This is a genomic window from Roseiconus nitratireducens (genome assembly GCF_008629675.1).
Taxonomy (GTDB): domain Bacteria; phylum Planctomycetota; class Planctomycetia; order Pirellulales; family Pirellulaceae; genus Stieleria; species Stieleria nitratireducens.
Window position 1 is genome coordinate 162904 of sequence record NZ_VWOX01000006.1, and the last position, 22939, is coordinate 185842.

Annotated in this window: 19 protein-coding genes, 1 tRNA gene and 1 other RNA gene; 14 read left to right on the top strand and 7 right to left on the bottom strand. The window is 59.6% G+C overall.

Annotated elements, in window-relative coordinates; genetic code table 11:
• Positions 1-25: 25 nt before the first annotated feature.
• A complete protein-coding gene (locus FYK55_RS12440) occupies positions 26-3472 on the bottom strand; it encodes a serine/threonine-protein kinase (RefSeq protein WP_150076750.1) in 3447 nt (1148 codons plus the stop codon).
• A gap of 118 nt (positions 3473-3590) precedes the next feature.
• Between FYK55_RS12440 and FYK55_RS12445 the strand changes: the two genes are divergently transcribed.
• Positions 3591-4193 (top strand): RNA polymerase sigma factor, encoded by a 603-nt coding sequence (locus tag FYK55_RS12445; protein ID WP_150076751.1) that lies wholly within the window; start codon positions 3591-3593, stop codon positions 4191-4193.
• Positions 4194-4320: 127 nt separating this feature from the next.
• On the opposite strand, the gene FYK55_RS12450 is transcribed toward FYK55_RS12445, so the two are convergent.
• Positions 4321-4393 (bottom strand) — tRNA-Ala (locus FYK55_RS12450).
• A 565-nt stretch (positions 4394-4958) separates the two neighbouring features.
• On the opposite strand from FYK55_RS12450, the gene nusB reads away from it, so the two are divergent.
• The 4 genes from nusB (at position 4959) to FYK55_RS12470 (ending at position 9008) form a co-directional block, all read left to right on the top strand.
• Positions 4959-5420, top strand: a complete 462-nt coding sequence (gene nusB, locus FYK55_RS12455; RefSeq protein ID WP_150076752.1) for a transcription antitermination factor NusB — start codon at positions 4959-4961, stop codon at positions 5418-5420.
• Positions 5421-5648: 228 nt separating this feature from the next.
• Complete coding sequence (locus FYK55_RS12460) at positions 5649-6401, top strand: sulfite exporter TauE/SafE family protein (protein ID WP_235908642.1); 753 nt, start codon at positions 5649-5651, stop codon at positions 6399-6401.
• A gap of 55 nt (positions 6402-6456) precedes the next feature.
• A complete protein-coding gene (locus FYK55_RS12465; RefSeq protein ID WP_150076754.1) occupies positions 6457-7353 on the top strand; it encodes a TerC family protein in 897 nt (298 codons plus the stop codon).
• Between the two features lie 299 nt (positions 7354-7652).
• Positions 7653-9008, top strand: coding sequence for an SGNH/GDSL hydrolase family protein (locus FYK55_RS12470; RefSeq protein ID WP_150076755.1), 1356 nt, complete (start codon positions 7653-7655; stop codon positions 9006-9008).
• Positions 9009-9084: 76 nt separating this feature from the next.
• On the opposite strand, the gene FYK55_RS12475 is transcribed toward FYK55_RS12470, so the two are convergent.
• The gene (locus FYK55_RS12475; RefSeq protein ID WP_150076756.1) at positions 9085-10362 is read right to left on the bottom strand and encodes a HEAT repeat domain-containing protein; all 1278 of its coding nucleotides are present in this window, start codon (positions 10360-10362) and stop codon (positions 9085-9087) included.
• A gap of 341 nt (positions 10363-10703) precedes the next feature.
• Between FYK55_RS12475 and FYK55_RS12480 the strand changes: the two genes are divergently transcribed.
• From FYK55_RS12480 to FYK55_RS12490, 3 genes are all read left to right on the top strand, one after another.
• Positions 10704-11510, top strand: a complete 807-nt coding sequence (locus FYK55_RS12480) for a phosphoadenylyl-sulfate reductase (protein WP_150076757.1) — start codon at positions 10704-10706, stop codon at positions 11508-11510.
• Between the two features lie 15 nt (positions 11511-11525).
• Positions 11526-11948 carry an Rrf2 family transcriptional regulator gene (locus tag FYK55_RS12485; RefSeq protein ID WP_150076758.1) on the top strand — a complete coding sequence of 141 codons (423 nt, stop codon included), beginning with the start codon at positions 11526-11528 and terminating at the stop codon, positions 11946-11948.
• 535 nt (positions 11949-12483) lie between these two features.
• Positions 12484-12915, top strand: coding sequence for a hypothetical protein (locus tag FYK55_RS12490; protein WP_150076759.1), 432 nt, complete (start codon positions 12484-12486; stop codon positions 12913-12915).
• Positions 12916-13202: 287 nt separating this feature from the next.
• On the opposite strand, the gene ffs is transcribed toward FYK55_RS12490, so the two are convergent.
• Positions 13203-13297: signal recognition particle sRNA small type (ffs, locus tag FYK55_RS12495), an RNA gene on the bottom strand.
• Between the two features lie 660 nt (positions 13298-13957).
• Between ffs and FYK55_RS12500 the strand changes: the two genes are divergently transcribed.
• From FYK55_RS12500 to ygfZ, 3 genes are all read left to right on the top strand, one after another.
• Complete coding sequence (locus FYK55_RS12500) at positions 13958-14824, top strand: DoxX family protein (RefSeq protein WP_235908643.1); 867 nt, start codon at positions 13958-13960, stop codon at positions 14822-14824.
• 142 nt (positions 14825-14966) lie between these two features.
• Positions 14967-16799 carry a Gfo/Idh/MocA family protein gene (locus FYK55_RS12505; RefSeq protein WP_150076761.1) on the top strand — a complete coding sequence of 611 codons (1833 nt, stop codon included), beginning with the start codon at positions 14967-14969 and terminating at the stop codon, positions 16797-16799.
• Between the two features lie 306 nt (positions 16800-17105).
• Positions 17106-17975: a CAF17-like 4Fe-4S cluster assembly/insertion protein YgfZ gene (ygfZ, locus tag FYK55_RS12510; RefSeq protein ID WP_235908645.1), complete on the top strand. Its 870-nt coding sequence runs from the start codon at positions 17106-17108 to the stop codon at positions 17973-17975.
• A 60-nt stretch (positions 17976-18035) separates the two neighbouring features.
• Here the strand turns inward: ygfZ and FYK55_RS12515 are convergent, their stop codons facing one another.
• Positions 18036-19067 carry a potassium channel family protein gene (locus FYK55_RS12515; protein WP_161604472.1) on the bottom strand — a complete coding sequence of 344 codons (1032 nt, stop codon included), beginning with the start codon at positions 19065-19067 and terminating at the stop codon, positions 18036-18038.
• Between the two features lie 432 nt (positions 19068-19499).
• Here FYK55_RS12515 and FYK55_RS12520 point away from each other — a divergent pair, with 432 nt between their 5' ends.
• The gene (locus tag FYK55_RS12520) at positions 19500-20174 is read left to right on the top strand and encodes a CDP-alcohol phosphatidyltransferase family protein (protein WP_150076763.1); all 675 of its coding nucleotides are present in this window, start codon (positions 19500-19502) and stop codon (positions 20172-20174) included.
• A 61-nt stretch (positions 20175-20235) separates the two neighbouring features.
• Here FYK55_RS12520 and FYK55_RS12525 read toward each other — a convergent pair whose 3' ends face one another.
• The gene (locus FYK55_RS12525; protein ID WP_150076764.1) at positions 20236-20712 is read right to left on the bottom strand and encodes an alpha/beta fold hydrolase; all 477 of its coding nucleotides are present in this window, start codon (positions 20710-20712) and stop codon (positions 20236-20238) included.
• 120 nt (positions 20713-20832) lie between these two features.
• Between FYK55_RS12525 and FYK55_RS12530 the strand changes: the two genes are divergently transcribed.
• Positions 20833-21171: a cupin domain-containing protein gene (locus FYK55_RS12530; RefSeq protein ID WP_150076765.1), complete on the top strand. Its 339-nt coding sequence runs from the start codon at positions 20833-20835 to the stop codon at positions 21169-21171.
• A gap of 66 nt (positions 21172-21237) precedes the next feature.
• Here the strand turns inward: FYK55_RS12530 and FYK55_RS12535 are convergent, their stop codons facing one another.
• Positions 21238-22092, bottom strand: coding sequence for an alpha/beta fold hydrolase (locus tag FYK55_RS12535; protein ID WP_201743701.1), 855 nt, complete (start codon positions 22090-22092; stop codon positions 21238-21240).
• A 469-nt stretch (positions 22093-22561) separates the two neighbouring features.
• On the opposite strand from FYK55_RS12535, the gene FYK55_RS12540 reads away from it, so the two are divergent.
• Complete coding sequence (locus tag FYK55_RS12540) at positions 22562-22927, top strand: SpoIIAA family protein (RefSeq protein ID WP_150076766.1); 366 nt, start codon at positions 22562-22564, stop codon at positions 22925-22927.
• Positions 22928-22939: the final 12 nt, after the last annotated feature.

A 22939-nucleotide genomic window follows, 5' to 3' on the forward strand; every position in this document is an offset into this window, starting at 1 on the left:
ATCGCCTTGGATTCGAGTGTCCAATTCATTCCGCGATTGCGTTGCCGTAGGCCTTCTTGATCCCGACATCAAACTGGAGCACCACCTGACGTGTCTCGGAATCGGGCGTCCGACGAGCAATGTTCGTCATCATGCGGATCAGGCTGTCGCGAATGAGCAGGTTTCCCTGAATGCCCTTCAAGTGTCGCGACAGGAACCTCGGATCGGCTTCGGCTAGAAACTGCTTGAAGCTTTGACTTGCCTGTTCATTCTCTTCGATGATTGCGGCAAAAATGCCCACCATCAGCAGCGGATCCGTGGGCGGTGTGTCGTACCGTTCGGTGGGCTGAACATCACCACTGGCGGCGTAAAACGCATCCGTCCTCGGAACGGACGCAGGCAACCGTGTCGCTTCCGCGGCGATCCGCACCGTTTCAAAGGGAGCTTGCTGCAGAACGTGAACCAGACTTGGTCGCTCACTCTCATATGCTGTCTGGTCGAGTCCCGAATCAACCAGGTGTTCGTATCGACGCACCAGATCCCGCGTTTCCGCGGAAATCGGTGCCCCCTGCCGAACCGATTCTGGAACTTGTCCGCTGCACTGAACGATCAGCGTGAGCATCCGCTCGGGCGAGATTGGAAGCACGTCGTGCCAGCCGAGCTGCTGCGATGCGTCGACGTTTGCGCCGACGTAGTAAGCCTGAAGCCGTCTGCTCAACAGATCCGCCGTGGCATCGGCCAAGCGATGCTGCTCGTCAGAGGAACTCAGCAAAGGGATCGCCAGCTCGACCGATCGCAACATATCACGCTCTTGCTCCGTCGGATCCTGATTCGGGTGGACGGTTTTGAAGTATTCGTTGACTGCGGCCAACCAACCATCGACAAACCAATCGATTTCTCGGCGGCGTTTCTCCGCGTAGTTCTGCTCGTAGGGCAGAGCTTCCATTCGCCATCGTGAATCCATCAAGCGGACGACGTGGCCATCGTCACTTGATTTGCGTTGCAGCGAGATTGCCAAAAGTAACCGGGAAGCGATTTTCGCATCCAATCCCAGTTCCGGCGCGAGATCAAGCCAAACTTCTGACGAGGCTTCCGCGCCCGAGTCGATCGGCTTTTGACGTTGCAACGCGACCGTCAGAACATCGCGTTCCAGCGTCTCGCCCAACAAATTCATGGCCTCGCTGGACTGAACGCGAAACAATGCTCCCGGAACAACACTCTCGGACGCGATTTTTCCGGCCGCGAGCGTGATCACCTTGGAGCGGGCCGCGGGGCTGATCGGAACGGTGAGCGCGTCGCGAAGAATGTGGGCGGTCGAATTGTCCGTCATGATGGACAGGCTTTGCCGAATCGCGATCATTGTTGCAAAGGCGCATTCGGTGTCGGTTCCTTTCGTGATTGCGTCCGCCAACACCTGCGTGCTTTGTCGATGGCTGCAGGTTGCCACAATCTTGTTTTGGGCGGTACGCAGAAAGTCCCTCCACTGCTCGGGAACGTCCAGAAAATCCATCCCACTCGGGATGACGCCTGGCGAGAATCGATCGTCCAGAAAGTCGTGCAGTGCGATTTCGATGCGATCATTCCACAACTGTTCCGTCAACTCCCCGCCCAGTTTGACCGCTTCGACGGCAATCGCTTCATCGCCCTGGTGATCATGCCCGTCGGCATAAGAACCGTTGGGAGGTTGCAGGCCACGAAGGATCTGTGTGGCGGCATGAATCTTTGCACCAACATCCTCCGCTTGATCGTAGGCCTGTCGCCATTGGTCGGGCGTTCTGCCGTCGACGATCGATGGATCGGGTCCAGCAGGAGTTCCGTGATTCGAGTGCGAAGCAGAGACCTCAGCCTCTTCGCGAATGGCGCGAACGTGAACGACCTGTTCGGAGCCGTCTGTCAATTCGATGATGTAGGGCGAAATCATTGCCGGAGCGTGGGGATCGGAAAGACGAACCTTGTACCGACCGGCGCGCAGCTCGATGGCGTTGTCGCCCTGTTTGATTTGCGTTCCCTGGACGCGTTCGTTTTCATCAACAAATTGAATCCAGGCGTTTTCAAGATCCGATTCGATACGGACTTTTCCCTCCGGCGTGTCCAGGATCAAGACGATGCCCATCAAGCACGCGACAATCAGCAAGCCAAGGCCAAGGATCCAGAGTCGTGAATGGCCCCGGCGTTTCGGTGAAGCCTCGACCGTCGCCGGCTTGGATCCTGCCAAACCGAAACTGAATTCGGAATGGTCGTGGGTGTCCGTGGGGCCCAGCAAATCGACCAGGGACTGCTCGACCGGTTCGGGATTCGCGGGAGCGACGGGTTTCGACGTTTTCGCAACCAAATCCGCCAATCGTTTGGCATCCACCGCGTCCGTCCAACGCGACAACTGCTCCGCCACCTCGGCGGCGTGCTGCTGACGCTCATCCGGATTGGTTGCCAACAGGTTCGCGGTCAGCCGGCAAAGCTCTGATGGAACGTCCGCCCGGAATTCCTGGACCTCCGGAGCGATGGTGTTCGAGATCGACCGCAACCGGTGCAGCAGACCTTGCTCCCGGTCGGTCGGCCGCGGCGGTTGACCGGTCAGCAGGAAAAACAGAGTGGATCCTAGCCCGTAAAGGTCGGCGGCTGTGCCAACGGTTTCACCATTCGCTTGTTCGGGAGCCATGTAATCCAACGTCCCCAGGAGCTGGCCCAACGACGTTTCCGTATCGATGCTGTGGGTATCGGACAGATGGGCGAGTCCGAAGTCCAACAGTTTGACGGTACCTCCGCGGTCAATCATCACGTTGGACGGTTTGACGTCACGGTGAATGGCGCCGCTTTGGTGGGCGGCGGCCAGGGCCAGTGCAACTTGCCGAATGATTTCGGACGCTTCGCTGGGCGCGAGCGGACCGATTTGTCGGACCAGCGTTTGGAGATCGATGCCGTCAATCTTTTCCATCACCAGGAAGGCGGCTCCCCGAAATTCTCCGGCATCGGTAGCGGCGACAATTCCTGGATGATTGAGCCGCCCCAGAACTCCGATCTCGCGGTCAAATCTGGCGTGGGCTTCCTGAGCGTTGAACAGCCGTGGATTGACGACCTTGATGGCGACCTCGCGGCCGAGTTTCCGATGTCGCCCGTGATACACCACGCCCATTCCGCCTTTTCCCAGGACGCCGAGCAATTCATAGGATCCGAGAAGGTGATTGCGGTCGGCCGACAAATTCGGGCGGTCATTCTGCGTTTCGGCTTGCGAAGACCGCCGCATTGAGTCCTGCGGCGGATCGGCCTTCAGAGCCTGCAGCCACGTCGGGACCGGTGCGGTCCCGGACTTCGCCCCCGCAACCAGGGGAAGATGCCGTAGCAATGAGTCGCTGGCTTGCTCCAGGGACGCCAAAGTCTGTTCGCAATCGGGGCAACTTTCCAAGTGTTGTTCCAGCGAATCGACCTCACGCGGATCAAATTCACCGCGCAGATAGCGTTCCAGGGTTTGGTCGTCCGGACAGGCGGTCGTCACCATCAAGTCGTTCCTGCGGCGGGTAAATCATCAGTCTCTCCACCAGGTTCAATCGAGGCCTGTGACACTTCTCGCATTGGCGGCCCAAACCGCGTCTCTCACCAGCCGGTAAACTGGTGGGATGTCCCAACTTACGCAAAGCGAAGAAAATTCTTCCGGAATCAGCTTGGCGCTCCGGCTGCGCGACCGGTCGGCAGGTGCGTGGGGAGAATTGATCGATTTGTACGGTCCCCTGGTATGTCGCTGGTGCGCCGCGGCGGGGTTGTCACGGGCAGCCCAGGAGGACGTGACGCAAGACGTCTTTTTAGCCGTTCACCGTTCGATCGGATCGTTCGACGCGACTTCCAGAAGGTCGACCTTCAAAGGATGGTTGTGGACGATCACTCGCAACGCCGTCTTGAAACACGTGGAACGACAAAAGACGGTCGGACGCGGCGGCAGTGCGGCCCTGGCGGACCTTGCGTCGGTCCCGGAACCTGGACCGGACATCAGCGAAGAAACCCCACCATCGGACCCGGGCGAAACTGCCGCATTGGTCCATCGCGCGATCGAACAAATCCGACCGCACGTGGCGCCGCGAACCTGGGAGGCCTTTTGGAATACCGCGGTGCTGGGACGCCCTTCAAGTGACGTCGCCGACGATTTGGGAATGTCCGCTGCCGCGGTGCGGAAGGCAAAGAGCCGAACCTTGCACCGATTGAGACTGCAACTGGGGGATCTCTGACTCGGGCAACGCCGCTTGCCGGCCGCAGCACGCAATGAACCGTCAGCAGCCAATCAACCGTGCACCAGCCGCGGGCCAAGATGGCGACAAGAGACAACGTTCCCTCTCGTCCCCAAGATTTAGATAGTGGAGGTAGACGGACTTGAACCGACGACCTTTGCACTGCCAGTGCAACGCTCTCCCAACTGAGCTATACCCCCATCAAAATCAGAGGCGTTCTGACGAACCGGCGGTGGGACAAGCCGACCGCCTGGTCGCCGCGTCTCGGAACTGAGATCTGCGACGTTGTTCGCTTGAACGGGTCGGTATTATGCGTTCCGAGCCGGCTTCGTCAACCTGTGTTTCGCAAGTGGGGTCCGAGTGGGGCCTGCCGCGCGACTGCCGGATCGCTCGTGCCCCGTATTCGACGGCGAATGGACCGGATGCGCAGTCAAGGTTGCGGACCGAGCCGAGGAGCGTGCTGGCAAAGTCGGCTGCGGTGCGATTCCGGAGGGGATGCAGGAATCCTGTGGGGGAAAAATGATGATGACCGGGGTGTTCGCCCTCGTGGACTGATTAGGGGGATCCGCCACGACCACCGGGGATTTGGCGTTGTTGGGTAATCGGCGCCCTAGGCGATCGCCCTTACAATCCCGACCAAGGCTTCCGCCGCGCGGAAGCGACGTGGCCGAGACGCGGGGTCGCCCCGCATTTCGGCATCATTCCGCTGTCATCTGCCGAATCCGAAACAGACGAGACGCTTGAAAAACCGTCTCCGGTTCCCGAATGTCCACCCGCCGACGCGCCCGCGAAATCGTTCTGCAATTGCTTTACGAAGCCGATATCAACGGGACTCGCAGCGAGGTTTCGGCAAAGCGATTCATCAAGTCGCGGTTGCAGGGTCGCAAGGCGTTGACCTCGTTCTCGGAAGGCCTGTTCTTCGGCACGCTGCGGCACCGCGATGAAGTCGACCCGCACCTGGCGCGGCTGGCCAAGGGATGGTCGCTGAGCCGGATGGCAGTGACCGATCGCAACGTGATGCGGATGGCCGCCTACGAAATCCTTTTTTCAGACACCCCGGGCCGCGTCGCCGTCAACGAAGCCGTCGTTCTGATCAAACGTTACGGGGACAAAAACAGCCCGCGGTTTGTCAACGGAATTCTGGACCGACTGCTGAAAGAGCACGAATCGGGATCGCTTCCGAGCGCCGCGGAGGCACTGGACGATGTGGCGGACGCGGGTCGCTAACGGTTGCCAATGGACGCGAAACGCACGCGGCCTGGTTTTTTCCGGTGGAGAGTTCCACACCGTCCAGGTGCGACGCGATGCACGCGTGGCATGACGGAATTCGTGAGGCACTTAGCGACACCGAAAGTCCCCGATCGTCGGGGCAGACGGCCGGACGTTCCGGTTGTCTGGATCGTGAATCCTTGACCTTCGTTCTTCGATCTCCCCGGGAATCTCGCGATGCCTGAGATGGCCGATTGGTTGAGCATCGGTCTGGTTCTGTCGCTGGGAATTTTCGTCCAGTCGGCAGCCGGTTTCGCGGCGGGCTTGCTGACAGTCCCGGCGTTGTTGTGGATGGGGTACACGATCCCCGAGGCAAGCGCGGCCCTGTTGGTCGCGACCGTTCCGCAAAACGTGTTCGGTGTCTACTCACTGCGGGATTCGATTGATTTCCGCAGTTTGTTGTGGCCGGGGATCGGCAGGCTGGCATTCTTTCCCGTGGGTGTGCTGGTGCTGATGGCGATCGAGCAAGCGTTTCCGATCGTCCGCATTCGGCAGTTCGTCGGGGTGGTCGTCCTGGGTGTCACGTTGGCAACGATTCTCTACAACCCGACCCCGCGAACCAGGTTGTCACCGGTGTGGGCGTGGTTGGCGTTTCCCACTTCGGGTTTTTTGCAGGGCTTGGTAGGAATGGGCGGCCCAGCGATGGTGTTTTGGGTCACCGCACATGACTGGAGCGCGAGGCGAATTCGCGGCTTCCTGTTTGCGATGTATTTGATCAGCTTGGTGCCGGCCCTAGTGATGCTGTACCTGTTCTTTGGGCAGCGCGTCGTTGCCCCGGCGGTGCTGGCGGCGATCTCCATTCCGATGCTGTTGTTGGCCACTTGGCTGGGACTTACATTCGGCAACTGGCTTGGCCGACGGCGACTCCGCAGGATCACCTTGGGTCTGTTGTTGCTGATGGGGGTGGTCGGACTGGCCTCTCCCTGGATGCAACCTTGAGCCCCGCCGCCGCTCTAACGTTTTGGCGTGGGAACCATTTTTCGAGGAACAAAAGATGAACATCATGGCGCCCGCATTGATCGGAGAGTTGTCTTCGTACCTGACGGGCGACGCCTTGATGGCTTTGTTGACCCTGACATTGATGGAAATCGTCCTGGGGATCGATAACATCGTCTTCATCGCGATCATCACCGGTCGTTTGCCGGAGGAGAAGCGATCCTTCGCACGCCGCTTTGGCTTGGTGCTGGCGATGGGCATGCGGATCCTGTTGTTGCTGGTGATCGGCTACCTGATGCAGTTGGTTGACCCGCTGTTTCATCTCTCCGATCTGGCGCCCACGCAAGCCATTGCCGACTACTTCCATGAACATGAGGAAGCGAACGAGGTCAGTGGCAAGGACATCATTTTGCTCGTCGGCGGATTGTTCCTGTTATGGACCGCGGTGCGCGAAATTCACCACAAAATCGAAGGTGAAGGCGGGGAGGCGGAAATCGGGAATCTTCCCGGAGACTCCGGCGGGGCACGCGATGGGATTGATCCGGTGACGGAAAAGAACCGCCGCAACGTCACGGTGGGCGGCGTGCTGTTTCGGATCGCCTTCATGGACGTGATTTTCTCGCTCGATTCGGTGATCACCGCCGTGGGGATGGCAAAGCAGATCCCGATCATGGTGATTGCGGTCGTGATCAGCGTCGGCGTGATGATCGCGTTTGCCAATCAGATTAGCGAGTTCGTCCAGCGGCACCCCACGGTCAAAATGTTGGCGTTGTCGTTCCTGATCCTGATCGGCGTGGTCTTGATCAGCGAAGCCGCTGGCACCCCCATCAGCAAGGGTTACGTGTACTTCGCCATGGCGTTCTCGCTGATGGTGGAGTTTCTAAATCTGCGGATGGCAATGAAACGCATGCGTCCAAGCTACGGCGAAGGGGAAACCGGCAGCATCCGCCATTGAGTGCGGTGGCTCGGCGGCTCCGATGGACTGGGACAGGGCACTGACGCCAACTGCGACTTCGGGTCGACTAAGATGGTCGGCTGCACAAATCGGCTCCCTCACTGGACAACGCCACTTTCAATCAAAAGCCCCGCGATTTGCAGTGCAATGAGCGACAAGGTGCTCGCCGCCGGTTGGGTCGAGAAAATCCGCGGCTAGCGCCACGCGACTCACCCAAAGTCGCGCTGTCCAGCGAGTGCTCCGATCCAGCGTGCTTCCCCACCGATTCTTTCCCTTTCCCCGATGATGGATGGATTGCCATGAGACGTGTTCCCCATTTTTTGCTTCTGTTTGGCCTGCTACTTTCGACGGCCTTCGCCGACGATCCGGTCATTGAGGTCGGACCGGCAGAGTTGGATGCCGGCGACACGATCGTGTTCTTGGGGGACAGCATCACGCACCAGCGGTTGTACACGCAGTACATCGAGGACTTTTTCATTACCCGGTTTCCGAATGTCCCCCTGCACTTCCACAACGCGGGCATCGGTGGAGACAAGGCGTGGGACGCACTGGAGCGACTGGAGCGTGACGTGTTGTCCAAAGATCCCGAACTGGTGACGATTCTGCTGGGCATGAATGACGGACGTTACCAGGCGTTCGATCATGAGATCTTTTCCACCTACCAGACTGACATGAACACGTTGCTGGATCGATTGCAAGAGTCGCCAGCCGCTGTCGCGCCGATCACGCCGACCATGTTTGATGCTCACGCCGCCCGAGCAATGCTAAAGAAACGTCCACGAGACGAATCAACGCTGCAACAATACAACGCCGTACTGGCCTATTTCGGAACCTGGCTTCGCGGCGAAGCCGATCGCCGTGGAATGCGGTCGATCGACATGTTCAGCCCGCTGAATCAACTGACACGGCAGGCACGGCTTGAGGATCCCGAGTTCACCTTTATCCAAGACGCCATCCATCCCGGGGCCGCGGGCCAGTTGATCATGGCGCACGCCTGGTTGGAAAACCTGGGGATGCAAGGCGGCGTCTCCAACATCGTGATTGTGCAAACGCCCAAAGGAGACCGCAAAGCTCGGGCTGCCGGCGGCAAGGTATCTGATCTGGTCAGCGATGACCAACGAATCGAATTCACCTTTCATGCTGAGTCGCTTCCCTGGGTCACACCGCCCGAGACCGAGGTCGCCGCAAAGATGCTGAAACTCGACCACCGCTTCAGCCGCGAGGGATTGCAAGTCCACGGATTGCCGCAGGGAAAATACAAACTGTCGATCGACGACGTCGAGGTAACGACATTTTCCAATGCCCAGCTGGCCTCGCACGTGGAACTGCAACGGTATCCCTCCACGCCGCAATCGGTCCAGGCAGCCAAGGTGGTCGCGATGAACAAACAACGCAACGAATCCACGATTCGTCAGTTGCGCGATCACTGGTACACGCCGCGAAACCTTGCTCGGCTGCGTCGCTCCGTCGAAGAAGCGACCGATCCGCCGACCGAGGAAAAACTGGCTGCCAAGTACGAAGCCGACCAAAAGAAAATGGAAGGCTTTGAAGAGCGGTTGGTAGAGTTGGAGAAACAGGCCGATGACGAATTGGCCGAGATCTACCAGGCGGCTCAACCGATTCCGCACCGCTACGTGATCGAACGCGTGCAGTAGCCGTCACAGAAGCCTCCAGTCTCGCGTGGACACCCACAACGCGGGTGTTCACGCCTGAGATCTGCCGATGCAATGTTCAGGGATCTCGACGCAGGTCTCCGGGGGACTGCATCAATTGGGCGGCGAAATACTGGCGCCACGCGTTCTGGTCGTACTGAAAATCGGCCCCCGGCGCGATCGTTTTCAATAGCTCCAGCGCGCCCGGATTCCGCACTTGCTCGACTCGGACTTCATCCTTGCCGCCCATCGTCAGTCCGCCGCCGCCCAGGCTGCTCATTCCGGTCTGGATCCCCGGCCCTTTGGAGATCCTGGTTTTGTGTGTCGTGATCAGAGCGTCGACGTATTGACGCCAGAGGGCCGGCTGCGGAAACGGCTGCAAAGCGCGCAGGGCCGCATGGACTTGGGCCGGCGTGTGCGATTCGGCACTCAGGATGGGGAGGTACGTAGCCACGGCCGAAGCGCCTCCGTAGCTTTGCAATTGCTCCAAAGCGTAATCGCGGATGGCGGCATCGGGCTCCTCCAGGCCGGCTTTGACCAACGCCTGCAGCGCGACCGACGTGCGGAATGAACCTAGTTTTTCCACGTAGGTCATTCGCATCGACTGGGAGTCGGGACCGCCACGAGAGTCCAGCAAGGCTTCGGCAAACGCCGTGGAGGCCGTGGGATCGTCGATGGCTTTGATCTCCGCCAAAGCGTCGGGCGCCGCTTTGCCGCCTTTGAGGACCGTCGTGCGCAGTCGAGCAAAATCCCGCACCCATTGCTTTGCCTGGACTTCGATCTGTTCCTGGCGTTCTTCACGCAGGTGAGCTTCCGGGACCGTCCAACGGCCGGCAACCCGGATCATTCCCCGTTTGCGTTGTTGGTCGGCGTACAGAATCCAGTCGTTGCCGTTGCGGACATAGCCCAGCGCGGCCCGCGCCGGACCGTGATCCGGATCCAATTCGATGGCGCGTCGAAAGTGATAGTCACATTGGCCGTCCAACCCGTTCTTCTTGCAGGCCCTGGCAAGTTGATAGTGGGCCTCGGCATCGTCGTCCGCGGCCAGTGCGGCGGCGCGGTATTTTTCCAATTCCTCGTCCGCTATCGACTTGCGGACCCGTGTCTGAGGAACGGCGATGCGGAGATCGGAATCAACCTGCAGGACCAGGTGGGGAGGGCGTCCTTCGTCCACGCGGCGGACGATTTCGCCGTCGATCTCGGCACCCGAAACGCCAGAGCGGAGTTCGACCGTGTCGGCGTGCACCGCCACCGCCGCCCCGGCCAGCGAAATGCCCAAGGCACATCCGACACGAAAAGCCGTCCGGAGTTGTCGGGGGCCTTCGTTTGCAAGACGGCGGAGCAATGGTTCAGACATCGAAATTCTTCGCGGGGAAGGTGTCGGCCAGAAGGCCGGCTTCGTGGCAGGACGGGGTGCGCCTGGGTGTTTGGTCATGAGGCGATATTCTACCGCGCGAGGCTCGACAGGGCGTCAAACTCGCCCCCTGCTGCGGGCGTGAAGCTGGTCGAAACCACCGGCGCGGGTATTTCGGGGCGGTGCGGCCGGACGCGATCAAATAATCCGCTCAACTCCTATCGTCCCGCACCCGATACTATAGTTGACTATTTGGATCATGTTTCTATGATTTGGTTCCGCTGGTACCAAGCGGCCCCGTTTTTCCCGACCAGATCCCCGAATCATCCCGCTGTCTGATCAACATGACATCGCAACCGGCCACACGCCCCGCCGAAAAGATCTCGCTGCCGTTGGCCACCGCCGACGCGACCGATGACGGTCCGCAGGGGGCCCTGGCGGCGGATCCGCCCTTGGAGCCGACCGAGGAATTGCTGGCCGAGTTGGCCCATCAAAGCGAGCGGCTGGAGGAGGCGACGCCGCAAGAGATTCTTCGCTGGGCGGTGGAGCGATTCGCCCCCCGTTTTTCCATGGCGACCGCGTTCGGCCCCGAGGGAATGACGATCATTCACATGTTGAGTGAGATCGCGCCGGAAACGCCGATTTTCAATTTGGAAACCGGGTATCAGTTTCAGGAAACGCACGACCTTCGCGAGCGGGTCAAAGAACGCTACGGGATCGAAGTCGAATACAAGTATCCGGAGTTGACGGTGGAGCAGTACGAAGCTGCCAACGGCGGACCGGTGTACAAATCCAATCCGAATCAATGCTGCTTCGATCGGAAGTTGAAGGTGTTGCACCGGGCGGCGCGCGGGCTGTACGCCTGGGCGAGCGCGATCCGACGTGACCAAAGCCCCGATCGTGCCAAGGCGCCGATCGTCGGATGGGACCACAAGTTCCAGTTGGTCAAAGTCAGCCCGTTGGCGAACTGGACAAAGAAGGATGTTTGGTCGCTGATCACCAAGGAAGACATCCCGTACAACCCGCTACATGACCGCGGGTACCCCAGCGTTGGCTGCTGGCCGTGCACACGGGCGGTGTTGGCCGGTGAAGACGAACGGGCGGGGCGGTGGAGTGGATTTCAGAAGACCGAGTGCGGACTTCACGATTAGGAGTGACACCGGACGATGATTTCAGCTCGACTGCATTACGCTTCGCTGGCGCTCATCGAACTTGCGCTGCGGCAAGGCAAGCCTGCGCCGGTTGCCGTTCGCGAGATCAGCGAACTGCATGGGATTCCCGCACCTTTTTTGGTTCAGATCTTGCGGACTTTGCGGGGCAAGGGATGGGTCCGCAGTGTTCGAGGCAGCCAGGGCGGGTACCGGCTGGCGGTCGATCCGGCACAGCTGACGCTGCTGGAAATTGCCGACGCGGTGGGGTGCTCCGAATCGAGCTGCCAGACGGAATCCAACGAGACGGTCGCCAACGGCCAGCTCCATGAGGTCTGGGGTGCAGCCGTGCAGGCGTCGCGTGACGTGCTCGCCGAGACGACGCTGGCGGACATTGCTTCGAAATGTTCGCCCAGCGAAGCGGTGATGTTCTACATCTAGCGTATTCTCCATCGAGCGCACACCGAGGACAAACGGCCGGGCCGCTGGCCCTGGCGTTCTCGTTTGCGTTTTGGCCCCCAGCCCGTTGGGCTGGGCTGGGCAAAAGTCGGGGCGTTGCCCCTGCCCGCCGGCACAAGCGATTGCAACCGCCCCCGCAGCACCTACCCGGGGACAGCACCTACCCGGGGACAGCACCTACCCGGGGACAGCACCTACCCGGGGACAGCACCTACCCGGGGACAGAGCACCTGCCGGGGACAGAGCACCTGCCGGGGACAGAGCACCTGCCGGGGGGCAAGGCGTTTTGCCGCCTTTGGGCCTCTACGTCAGGAATCGGCGGCGTGAGATCAGAATCCATGGGGAAGCCGGATCTTTGCCGTCGGAGGGGCCGCCTGCACAACCCGCACCTACTTTAGGGCATTCGCCCATTTCGACGTTGGTAGCGGTTGCACGGGGCGAACACGTGACTAGCGTGAAGCTGGTGTGGGGGAAATCTCTCAAAACATCCGTACCGACTTCACCGAGTTTGTTCACCATGAAACGCATCGTTCTTGCTGCGGCCGCGATCGCGGCGGTCGCTATCGGCTGCACCCAAAATGCATCAGCGGACCAACCGATGGGCTACCCGTTCTACCCGTTCGGTTTCTACCAGCCCTATGGCGCGCAATATGGCGCCTCACTCGGCACCCCGCCGTACTTCGCACTGAATCCGCCGGTGTACTACGGTGCCCGCCATGCTCGGCCTTATGGGCTGAGCCCGTTCGCAGCCCCGCCGATGGTTTCGGCTCCGGAAACCTACAAAGGACGCCTGGCGACCGACTTCTATCTGCCCGAAAGCGAGTTTGAAACTCCGGCAGCGGCTCCCTGCAACCCTTGCGTCAGCCATTCCGCCGCGCGCGTCCCGGTGCAGTTGGGCGAAGTTCGCACGAACCCATTCGTGACCGAATCCAAATTGGCGGCCAACTGATCGACTCGGCCAAGCTTGATTGACATTCGACGATCACGACGCCCTGGAATTGCCGTTGCAGTTCCGGGGTTTTTTCGTGCTCACCGGAACCTGGAGAGGCTTTCTGTGGACGGCAAAGTCGCGTCGCCGCCATGGAGCCAACGCGGGACGTCGGTCCGAACTCGGGGATTACCGACGGAACGCGCTGGGAGCCTCCTTGATGCGGCGGCCAAGGCAGCGTGAAATCGCCACATTGGGTCGAGCCTGGCAGAGACCGGCTCGGAAGATTGGGGACCAGCAACGTGCCGGCCGGAGGCGACCCTCGCACAAAGCTACACCGCTTATGGCTGCTACAATTAAGTCCTGACCAGGTTCACGATTCGCAGTCGCAAGGGTCGCCACCGTCCGGCACGTCGCGTTCGGCAAGTCCAGCTTAGCAACCTTTGTCCAACGTTTCGCGTCGGACAAATCGGCCCGAGAGTGTAACGCGTTCTCGATTGGCCGACTAGTTGGACACCGACACTTTCGCTGGGGAACGCCGGTAAAACGTGATTCCTGATCATGGCCCACCGTTGGCCGTCGGTCGCTGCAAGGCAACCCCCGTGCTCCGGAGAGCGTCGCGACCGCACGGAAAATGGCCAATCCGCGGTCGATCATGCGACAACGCCCACCCCGCATTGTCAGCTTGTTTGACGACGAAGTCGCGAACCGGAACCCGGTTGGCTTCGTAGGAAGACGGGCGGAATTCAAGAAATCGGTGGGTCTCGGTTTCAGGGTTCGGATTGGGACGGATCGAGACGCGTTTTCTGACGATGGAAGCTCGGGGAACTGGGGCTCGTTCTGCTTGGCGTGTGGGAGATATTGGGCCATAATGCGGCCGTCAGCATGGCTGATTTGATTCGCTTGGTGGCATTGATGCGGCCCGCGATCCTCCTCATTCCCCCCCGCCCCAACTCTCTCATACGGAGCCTTCCGTTTCGTGCGACATATCTTGCTCACCCCACTCCGACTGGCTGTTGGCTGGGGGATCTCGCCCCGTATTCTGGGCATCATCGCGATCACAATGCTCGTTTTGCTGCGAATCTCGATCGGATGGCACTTTCACAGCGAAGGCACGTCCAAGTACCAGCAAGGTGATTGGGATGCGGCACCCTTTTTCGCAAATGCGAAAGGTCCGTTTGCCGACCAGTACCATGCGCTCGTTTGGGATCACGACGGTGCGGTTCGTCGGGATCCGGAATACACCAAGTGGTGGCTGGGTCAGTACCGAGATCGCGCCGCGGAATACTACAGTTTTGGCGAGCGAGAAAAGAAGCAGGCCGCTGCGGCCCTGGAAAAGTTGATTACCAATTTGAATCTGCTTTTGCAGGACTACGCCAACGACCTGGAAGAGTACGACTTGGGTCGAAAGCGGTTGGAAACGCTGAAAGAGGACGACGCACGGACGGGTGTCGAAAGTCTGGCGGGCCAGATCGAGACGGTCCAGAAGGAGAACCAGGCGAAGATCAGACCGCTGCTGGCCGAAATCGACCAGCTGTGGAGTGGCTACGAGGGGACGATCAATTCGCTCGCAGCGCCGAATCAACGGGCCGCTTCGCCGCCTTTCCGGTTGCGTCGGCCGCGATCGGCGATGATCGACACCAGCGTCATGAACCGGATCGTTCCCTATTTCGATATGACCATCGGATGGTGCCTGATTTTGGGGCTGTTTACCCCGGTTGCCGCGTTAGCCGCGGCGGGGTTTCTCGGTTCAGTATTCTTGGGCCAGTTCCCCCCGGGGACGGGACCGACCAGCAGCTACTACCAGCTGATCGAGTGCATGGCGTGTTTGGTGCTCGCCAGCACCGGGGCGGGGCGTTTTGCCGGACTGGACTTTTTCCTCCACCTGTTAGTTCGCAAGTCGGAAGCCGACCGAGCGGACGCGATTTAGTTTGATTCGAATCACAGCTTCGACCGCCGGGCCGGGCGCCGGAAAAGGCGGTGGCCACTTTCCAATTTTCAACGACGGGTGATCGGCGGTTCGACCGCGTCACCAAATAGCAAAACATCCAATCTGTAACGAGGTGCCTCCCATGGTCGATAAACTTTCCAGCGACGAGCGTGAAGTCGGAAAGGACAATTATTACAACGCCGTCACCAGCTATTACGACGTCAACCGACGCGATTTCCTACGCGGCATTGTGGCGACCGGAGCGGTTAGCGGGGCAGGACTGGGAGCGGCCTACTTTGGCTACGGCAAAGTCAATGATCCGGTCCGTATCGCCGTGATCGGGACGGGCGACGAAGGCAACGTCCTGATCGGTGGCTGCAATCCGAACTACGTCGACGTCAAAGCGATCTGCGACATTCGTCCGTTCAGCCTGCATCGTGCGTTTCACGGCGACTGCAGCAGCCCTTCGGCGTTGATCCGGCGACCCGGCCTGTTGCGCGTGGCGGGATACAAAGACGAATCGGAAGCCCGCAAGAACGTCAAGGTCTACAACAGTGAAAACGGCGGCATCATGGGGCTGCTCGATGACAAGGACCTGGACATCGAAGCGGTGATCATTGCTTTGCCGTTGTGGCTGCACGCTCCCGTTGCGGCACTGGCGATGCAGCGAGGACTGCACGTGCTGACCGAAAAGCTGATGGCCCACAACGTCGCGCAGTGCAAGGTGATGGGCCGGATGGCCGGCGAAGGAAAGGACAAGCAGGGCAACCCGCTGCACTTGGCGACCGGTCACCAACGTCACTACAACGTGAAGTACGAGAACGCGGTCAACCTGATCCGCTGGGGACTACTGGGACAGCTTCACCACATTCGGGCCCAATGGCACCGTGGCAACCTGCCGGGCGCGGACAGCTGGTCGATGCCGATCCCCGGGGGCGAAAAGAAGGCTGGCGGCGGAACGTTTGACCGCATCGCCCGCGATCTGGAATACCGACGCAACAAGCTTGCCGAAGCGACTTCTCCGGCCGACATCGAGCGACTGCAAGCCGAAGTCGCGCAGTGGGAAGCGTGGGACGCCGACCAGTTCATCGATCCGAAGAAACACGGCTATGAGGACTTCGCGATCGGCGAAAAGATGTTCACGGCGGAAGAGGAATTGCACCGCTGGCGATTGTTCCAACGCACCGGAGCCGGATTGATGGCTGAACTGGGAAGCCACCAGTTGGATGCGGTCAGCATTTTCCTGTCGTCGCTGCGTAGCGATGGCAAAAAAGTGCATCCGCTGAGCGTTCACGCGGTCGGTGGCCGGCACATCATGCCGATGGATCGCGGCGTCGGCGATCACATCTATTGCACGTTCGAGTTCCCCGGCCCGGAATACCCGGAAACCTTCGATGTCGGGTACTACGATCGCGTGGAAAACTATCCCGATGGCGCCGTGCCCGGATACGAGCAAGACCCCAACAAGAAAGTCGTCGTGACGTACAGCACGATCAACGGCAACGGATTCGGCGGTTGGGGCGAAGTCGTGATGGGAACCAAGGGAACGCTGGTTCTGGACAAGGAGACCGATGTCTTGCTGTATCGCAACAGCGACACCAGCAGCAAAGTGGGCGTCAAAAAGGAAGACGGCGGCTACGCGTTGGACACCAGTGCCAGCGGAGACTTCTCCGCACCCGTCGCGCAGGCCGCCGACTCCGGGCCGGTCAGCCGCGGTTACCGGGAAGAGATCGAGCACTGGGCGTACTGCATCCGAAATCCCGATGGCGAGAACCGGCCGCGTTGCTACCCCGAGGTGGCGATGGGCGATGCCGTGATCGCCTTGGGTGCCAATGTCGCGCTGCGAAATGCGGCGGCGGGCAAGGGCGGTTACTTGCAGTACAAGGAAGAATGGTTCGACATGGAAAACGACGCCACGCCCGACGGCAGTGATATCAAGCGAGAGCAGGAATACATGCTCAAGGACGTCACCTGAATTTGTCGGATTTGAAGGGTGACGGCGTTCGCGCGAGACGCTGCGCCGCACCACCGCTTTAGGAAGGCGACGCTCGCGAGCGTGGAGAAAGAAACTGCTCCACCGCGAAGCGACGACGGGCATTTGCATCCCACACTCAATGAGCATTCCGTGTCAAAGCGCGGTGTTGGATTGAGTTGCGTTTGGTCGTGACCCGTCGATGGCGGTAGCGAGGCTCGTCAAAATATTGAGAATGTCGCGTTTCCACCGTCTGGTGACGGTGGCTACAAAAGCCTTGACGCGAATTCTTCATTCATTGGATCCGACATGTCGTTGATTCATCGCTTGTCCTCGGTCACGGTCTTGGATCTGGTCGGAGCAGACGCCGGTGCGATTTTGCACAACCTGACCACCAACGAGGTCAAGTCACTTGCCGAGGGGGTCGGCTGTGAAACGTTCATCACGGACGTTCGCGGCCGGACGCTAGCGCACGTCTACGCTTTTCGAACCGCCGAGGGCTTCCGGATGGTCGGCGCTCCGGGACAGGCCAGCATGATCGCCGCGCACGCGGATCGTTATACAATCCGAGAAGATGCGGTCGCGGTTGATCGGTCAGACCTGTTCACGGCATACGTCGTCTCGCCGGCGGCCGCGCAAGCGGAGTTTTCGTCGATGGACTGGGAAGAACGCGGCGCGCAGGCACTTGATGTCGATTGGTTAGGCCCCGGCACTATGTTGCTGTTAGCCGAATCGGCGGATGTGATCGAGCGTGAGCTGGCACATCTGACCGTTGCCTGTGGAGACGATGCTTCGTTTCATCACAACCGTGTCGTCGCCGGGTTTCCCTGGTACGGCGTCGACCTTTCCGACCGGAACCTTCCCCAGGAAGCGGCGCGGAATGAATCGGCGATTTCATTCGTGAAGGGCTGCTACCTGGGACAAGAGACCGTCGCGCGTCTGGACGCCTTGGGGCAGGTGCAGAAACAACTCGTCTGCTGGCGTACGGAGGGGACGGTGCCAGAACCCGGTAGCGAAGTCTCAGCGGGCGAAAAGGTGGTGGGTCGGCTGACGAGCATTGCAATGGAATCCGATGACACCGCACTTGCCATTGGAATGGCCCGCCGATCGCATTTCGATCCTGGATCCGTTGCTCAAGGACAGGGGTTCACGGCGACAGTCATCCAATCGAATTCGTAGCGCAATCTCGCTCGCGTCTCTCCGTCCCGCAGTTCACCGGACGCGAAGAATGCACTCTGTTCAGCCGGAGTATTTCGCTCCACGATAAATCATTTGCTCGCTTTTCTGTGAAGCCCGCCGCGTGACCGTCGGCAGATCTTCTTTGTGGGCCAGGACAATTAACTTGTCGTTTGCCTGGATGACGTCGTCCATCTTGGGATTGCGAACGACTTCACCGCTTTCGCGTTTCACTGCGACAACCACATTCCCTCCGTCGCCAGTCAATTCGATGTCGCGGATCGTGCCGCCGACGAGTACCGAGTCAGCTCGAATCGGAATCTCGATCATTCCCAACGCGAAGGTCTCCAAATCTTGATTCAGTCGGGAAAACACTCGAGCGTCGGAAACAAGTGATTCGACGGTGGGACACGCGATCAGATGAGCAATTTTGGATGCGCCGATCATCGTCGGCAAGACGACACGATTGGCACCACTGCGAAGGAGCTTTCGTTCCGTGGCTTCCGACTCGCCACGAGCAATGATCTGGATCGTGCTGTTCAGCTCGCGGGCGGTCAATGTGACAAACACATTCTCCGCGTCGCCGGGAAGAACCGAGGCCAGCACCGACGCCCGCTGGATGCCCGCTTTCTCCAACGTTCCCTCTTCAGAAGCGTCGCCGGAAACCACCAGGATCCCGTCACGCTCCGCCTCGGCCAATCGCTCCGTATTGCGATCGACGACAACGAAGCTGACCCCCGAGTGCTGCAGTTCAGCCACCAGGCTCCGGCCCACACGTCCGTAGCCGCAGATGATGGCGTGATCGGTCAATTGCTCAATGCCACGACTCATCCGTCTCGCTCCCAACGCTCGTTGAATTTCACCCTCGGCAATCATCTGCACAAAACCGCCCAGGACGTAAATACCCGAGCTGCATCCGGTCACGACCACGCCGAGGGTAAACAGTTTCAGCCCCGGATCGGTGACCGGACGGACCTCACCGTAACCCACACCAAAGATGGTGATTGCGACCATGTAAATCGCGTCCAGAAGCGTCCAGCCGGCGAGCACATAGCCGACCACGGCCACCACGCAGGTGCCGATCAAGACGGCCATGCCGACCTTCATTTTGTGAAGCGACGATGAACCGCTCATCTGGTAACCGAACTGGAGGTCTGGGGTCGCAAATCGGCGGCCGAGGGGACTGGACGATCGAGGGTGGCAAGGCGCGCGCGCGGCGTCAAGACCGGTGCCAAACAACGGTCGCCTTGTCCGGCGATGATTCACATCACGGGCGTCCTGAACACCTTTGCGAAGTTCCCTCGGACTTCAGCATTCTGAATCCAGCCGAAATTGAGCGCTGCGTGTGGTCCGCCCCAGGCTCTTTCGTCGTGGGCAGCGGAGGAGTGTGCGGCGGCCAACGCCGGAACCAGCGGAAATTCGCCGCCGAGGGAGCGTTCTCGAGAACTCCGCCCAATCGGAAGCCCAGTTAGTCCATTCGTTGAACTTGATGCCCCAACCCCAGATACCCATTCAGGGATCGAATCGATGTCGCAGCGTATCTCCCACAGCGTGCTAGATCCGTTTGTCGGACCGCGTCTGAAAGCAATGTATCCTCACCTCCATATCCCGACCTGGTTTCCGCCTGAGGGAATCGTCTTGATTGGCCATCTCTCGGCGATCATCGGTGCGGTCGGGCTGGCGTTTTCGACGTCGTTTTGGTGGGGCGGTCTGTTGGGGGCGGCTGGAATCGCCGGGAACCATCTGGCCGACTGCGTCGACGGAACGCACGCACGCCAGACGGGGCAATGTCGAAATGGGGGCGAGCTATTGGATCACTTCACCGACCCGCTTTCATTCGCGTACTATCTGATCGGAATCGGCGTCGCCTGTGCACGATTGGATTTGGCCATCGTTGCGGTGGTCTGCCTATTCGCGGTCGCAGTCCTGACCAACATCAAAGCCAAGTTAGTAGGTGAATTCACTCTGGCCCGGTTTGGTCCCACGGAATTCAAAGCGTTGCTGTGTCTGATCGGCGTGAGCGTGGCGGTTTCTCACGGAGTCTGGATTGATTCGCTGACACCGCAGAACGTCCTACTAACGTCCTACATCATTCTGATCGTGGTCGGCCTGGTTCAACTGCCAATTCAACTGGTGCGATCGGTCATTGAGGTCAATCGCAATGGGGCTGCTCCGGACACCACCGAATGGCAACTTAAATGATTGACGGTCCGCTGGGAGTTGGATGGCAAACAGGTCGCCGCTGTGACATTCGTGTCCCGGATCAAAATCCAGACGGTTTGTCCCAAGCTTCGCATGCGGCCAGCATGGCCGCGAGCGGCTCGGGCTCGGCAAGTCGATGATCGGTCCCGACTTCGATTAGTGATTCCTGGGGCAGGCCGCTGGCCGTGATGAGTTCGACCGAATCTTCAAACGGGATCACGTCATCGCGACGCGAATGCAGGATCACCGTCGTGGATTTCACCCGCCTGGCAGGTCCCCAGTTTTTCCACGCCGGGCAGAGCAGGACTAGAGGTGTGTCCGACGACTCCATGTTCATCGCGACCGAGCCGCCGCGGGAAGAACCGACGATCACTTCCGGCCGCGAATGGCTGTAGGCTTCTTGGGCAGACTGGACCGCCAGCGAGAAGTCATCGTCATCCAATGCCGGATTCGTTACTTGATGCCCATGATCGATCAGGTAAGTTGGCTTGACACCACCCACAATCGAATGCCAGCCGTGCAAAAACAGGATTCGCATCTTGGAGTTTGAACTGAGCGCAAGGGACGGATTCCGCTGCCAAAGCAAAACGCTACCGTGCGTTAAAATGCGACGCTATCACAGGACCTTCGGCGACGCCAGGGAGCGTCTGATCAAGCGATGAAGTCTTCGCTGGATACAGGAAACGTGCTGAAGAATCTGCCTCGTGATTTGGCCTCGGAACTTGTCACGGTCCTCGCCCAGAACCGACACGTTCGCATCGAACGGATCGTTTCGAGCGGTCACACGACACCGCCCGACGAGTGGTACGATCAAGTCGAAGATGAGTGGGTCTTGGTGATTGCCGGCCGGGCGCTGCTTCGGTTCGAAGATCCCAGCGAGGAAATACGGCTTGAGCCGGGAGATCACGTCCTGATTCCCCGCCACCGCAAGCACCGCGTGGGGTGGACCAGTGAGACGGAACCGACGGTCTGGCTGGCCGTCTTTTTTCCTCCCTGACGTTCGGAAAAAACAGATCCCGCCAAAGGTCCGGACGTTTTCACAACGGCCACGCATTCGGCGTCGTTACGGCTTTGACGCGTGCCTGAAAATGAACTCGACAATGGGCGTGGGATCTTCCAGTCCGTGTGGATGGTGGCCGACACCCGATTTGGAAATCAGTTCAATCGACCCGCCCAGTTCACGATAGCGCTCGGCAACAATTCCGGTGTTCTCTTCCCAGGGGACCACTTCGTCGGAGTCTCCGTAGACGTGCAACAGCGGAACTCTCTGTCGTGCAAGTGGCGCCAGCATGTCGACCGGATTCTTTCGATACGCAATCGCTTCAGCGTCATCGTGAAATCCGTATTCTTTGAGGACCAGCTCCCAGTCTCTGGGGCTTCCCTTGCCGGTGCCGCGTCCGCCGGGCCAGCTCTTGAAATCGCAAACGGGAGCGTCCGCGTAGATGCAAGCGACGTTCCCTGGATTGGCGATCGCCCAGTTATAGCAATACAAACCGCCGCGGCTGAGCCCCACCAGGGCTGCCTTCTTTGCCAGGCCGTATTTGCCGGTCAGCTCATCGTAGAATCCGTTCCAATATTCGACGGCCTTCGGCGACCCCAACATGTCGGGAACACTGAGATACACCACATGGAACCCGCGCTTGAGCAACGCGATGTCCGGTTCAGGCTTGTGCCCAAAGAATTCGCCGTGCCAAACCCAGGGGTTCCCGGGAGCCGGTTGATCCGGAGTGACCACCACGGCCGCCTTTCCGTTCACTTCAAAATCGTATCGCTGGAAACCGTGCCATACGCTTTTCTTCCCCGGAAACGTGTCCGGCGTCCGGTCATCGGCGGTCACAATCGCCGTCGAGACGGCGAGAACGGCACAGACTGCCAGGCTCAGCGGGCGTCTGCCGCGGATGCTTTTTAAAGTGATCATGCTAAGACTCGAATCACCGACATCGGAAAGAGAAATGTGCCAGATCCGACGCATAGCGTGCGGTATGGAGCGGCGCCGATTTCCTCGGGACCTGTAAAACTTCGGGCAAGGATGCAACGTTCTGCACGTCGGTCCACCGTTAGCATGGAACCAATGGCGGACCTTCGCAGGTCGGTGAATCCAACCCGAGACCACGATCGCGAATGTCGTCGCGCGACGCACTGCGGCCCGTCGGTTTGCTACGATACCGCGGTCGGTGGTGCGTTGCACCAATTCCCTTCATCAATCAGGGAATTGACCGACGGTGCCGCGAGCTGGAACGACGTTGGAACGACACGCCGCCCGCGACGTGCTCAGTCGATTCTAAGATTCATGATCGAATTCGGCACGTCAGTAGCAGTTGTGACACCCAAGTTCATCGCGACCGATGAGTGAACATTAATTTGACGTTTTGCACGGGAGAGCAGGTATGTCGTTTGAAATCACCGAAGTTGCAGACGGCCGCATCATCGAGGTCGATCTGACGGGGAAGCTGACCAAGGAAGCGTACGAGCAGTTTGTGCCTCTGACCGAGCAGCGTATCAAGCAATTTGGCAAGGTTCGCTTTTTGGTCCTGATGCACGACTTCCATGGCTGGGAAGCCGGGGCGCTCTGGGAGGACATCAAGTTCGACGTCAAGCATTTCCGCGACATCGAACGATTGGCGATCGTCGGCGAAAGCAAGTGGGAAAAAGGGATGTCGGTATTCTGCAAGCCGTTCACCACGGCCACGGTCCGGTACTTTGACCACACTCAGATCGACGAAGCCCGCAAGTGGATCAGCGAAGACAGCTGACTCCACCCACAA

What these genes read in the sequence shown, in the direction of transcription:
- FYK55_RS12515 (WP_161604472.1), bottom strand. Translation starts at nt 19,067, where the DNA reads ATGGCCGTCTTGATCGGCACCTGCGTGGTGGCCGTGGTCGGCTATGTG.
- FYK55_RS12500 (WP_235908643.1), top strand. Translation starts at nt 13,958, where the DNA reads ATGCTCGTTTTGCTGCGAATCTCGATCGGATGGCACTTTCACAGCGAA.
- FYK55_RS12485 (WP_150076758.1), top strand. Translation starts at nt 11,526, where the DNA reads ATGATTTCAGCTCGACTGCATTACGCTTCGCTGGCGCTCATCGAACTT.
- ygfZ (WP_235908645.1), top strand. Translation starts at nt 17,106, where the DNA reads ATGTCGTTGATTCATCGCTTGTCCTCGGTCACGGTCTTGGATCTGGTC.
- FYK55_RS12460 (WP_235908642.1), top strand. Translation starts at nt 5,649, where the DNA reads ATGGCCGATTGGTTGAGCATCGGTCTGGTTCTGTCGCTGGGAATTTTC.
- FYK55_RS12475 (WP_150076756.1), bottom strand. Translation starts at nt 10,362, where the DNA reads ATGTCTGAACCATTGCTCCGCCGTCTTGCAAACGAAGGCCCCCGACAA.
- FYK55_RS12445 (WP_150076751.1), top strand. Translation starts at nt 3,591, where the DNA reads ATGTCCCAACTTACGCAAAGCGAAGAAAATTCTTCCGGAATCAGCTTG.
- FYK55_RS12465 (WP_150076754.1), top strand. Translation starts at nt 6,457, where the DNA reads ATGAACATCATGGCGCCCGCATTGATCGGAGAGTTGTCTTCGTACCTG.
- nusB (WP_150076752.1), top strand. Translation starts at nt 4,959, where the DNA reads ATGTCCACCCGCCGACGCGCCCGCGAAATCGTTCTGCAATTGCTTTAC.
- FYK55_RS12530 (WP_150076765.1), top strand. Translation starts at nt 20,833, where the DNA reads ATGAAGTCTTCGCTGGATACAGGAAACGTGCTGAAGAATCTGCCTCGT.
- FYK55_RS12520 (WP_150076763.1), top strand. Translation starts at nt 19,500, where the DNA reads ATGTCGCAGCGTATCTCCCACAGCGTGCTAGATCCGTTTGTCGGACCG.
- FYK55_RS12505 (WP_150076761.1), top strand. Translation starts at nt 14,967, where the DNA reads ATGGTCGATAAACTTTCCAGCGACGAGCGTGAAGTCGGAAAGGACAAT.
- FYK55_RS12490 (WP_150076759.1), top strand. Translation starts at nt 12,484, where the DNA reads ATGAAACGCATCGTTCTTGCTGCGGCCGCGATCGCGGCGGTCGCTATC.
- FYK55_RS12470 (WP_150076755.1), top strand. Translation starts at nt 7,653, where the DNA reads ATGAGACGTGTTCCCCATTTTTTGCTTCTGTTTGGCCTGCTACTTTCG.
- FYK55_RS12525 (WP_150076764.1), bottom strand. Translation starts at nt 20,712, where the DNA reads ATGCGAATCCTGTTTTTGCACGGCTGGCATTCGATTGTGGGTGGTGTC.
- FYK55_RS12535 (WP_201743701.1), bottom strand. Translation starts at nt 22,092, where the DNA reads ATGATCACTTTAAAAAGCATCCGCGGCAGACGCCCGCTGAGCCTGGCA.
- FYK55_RS12480 (WP_150076757.1), top strand. Translation starts at nt 10,704, where the DNA reads ATGACATCGCAACCGGCCACACGCCCCGCCGAAAAGATCTCGCTGCCG.
- FYK55_RS12540 (WP_150076766.1), top strand. Translation starts at nt 22,562, where the DNA reads ATGTCGTTTGAAATCACCGAAGTTGCAGACGGCCGCATCATCGAGGTC.
- FYK55_RS12440 (WP_150076750.1), bottom strand. Translation starts at nt 3,472, where the DNA reads ATGGTGACGACCGCCTGTCCGGACGACCAAACCCTGGAACGCTATCTG.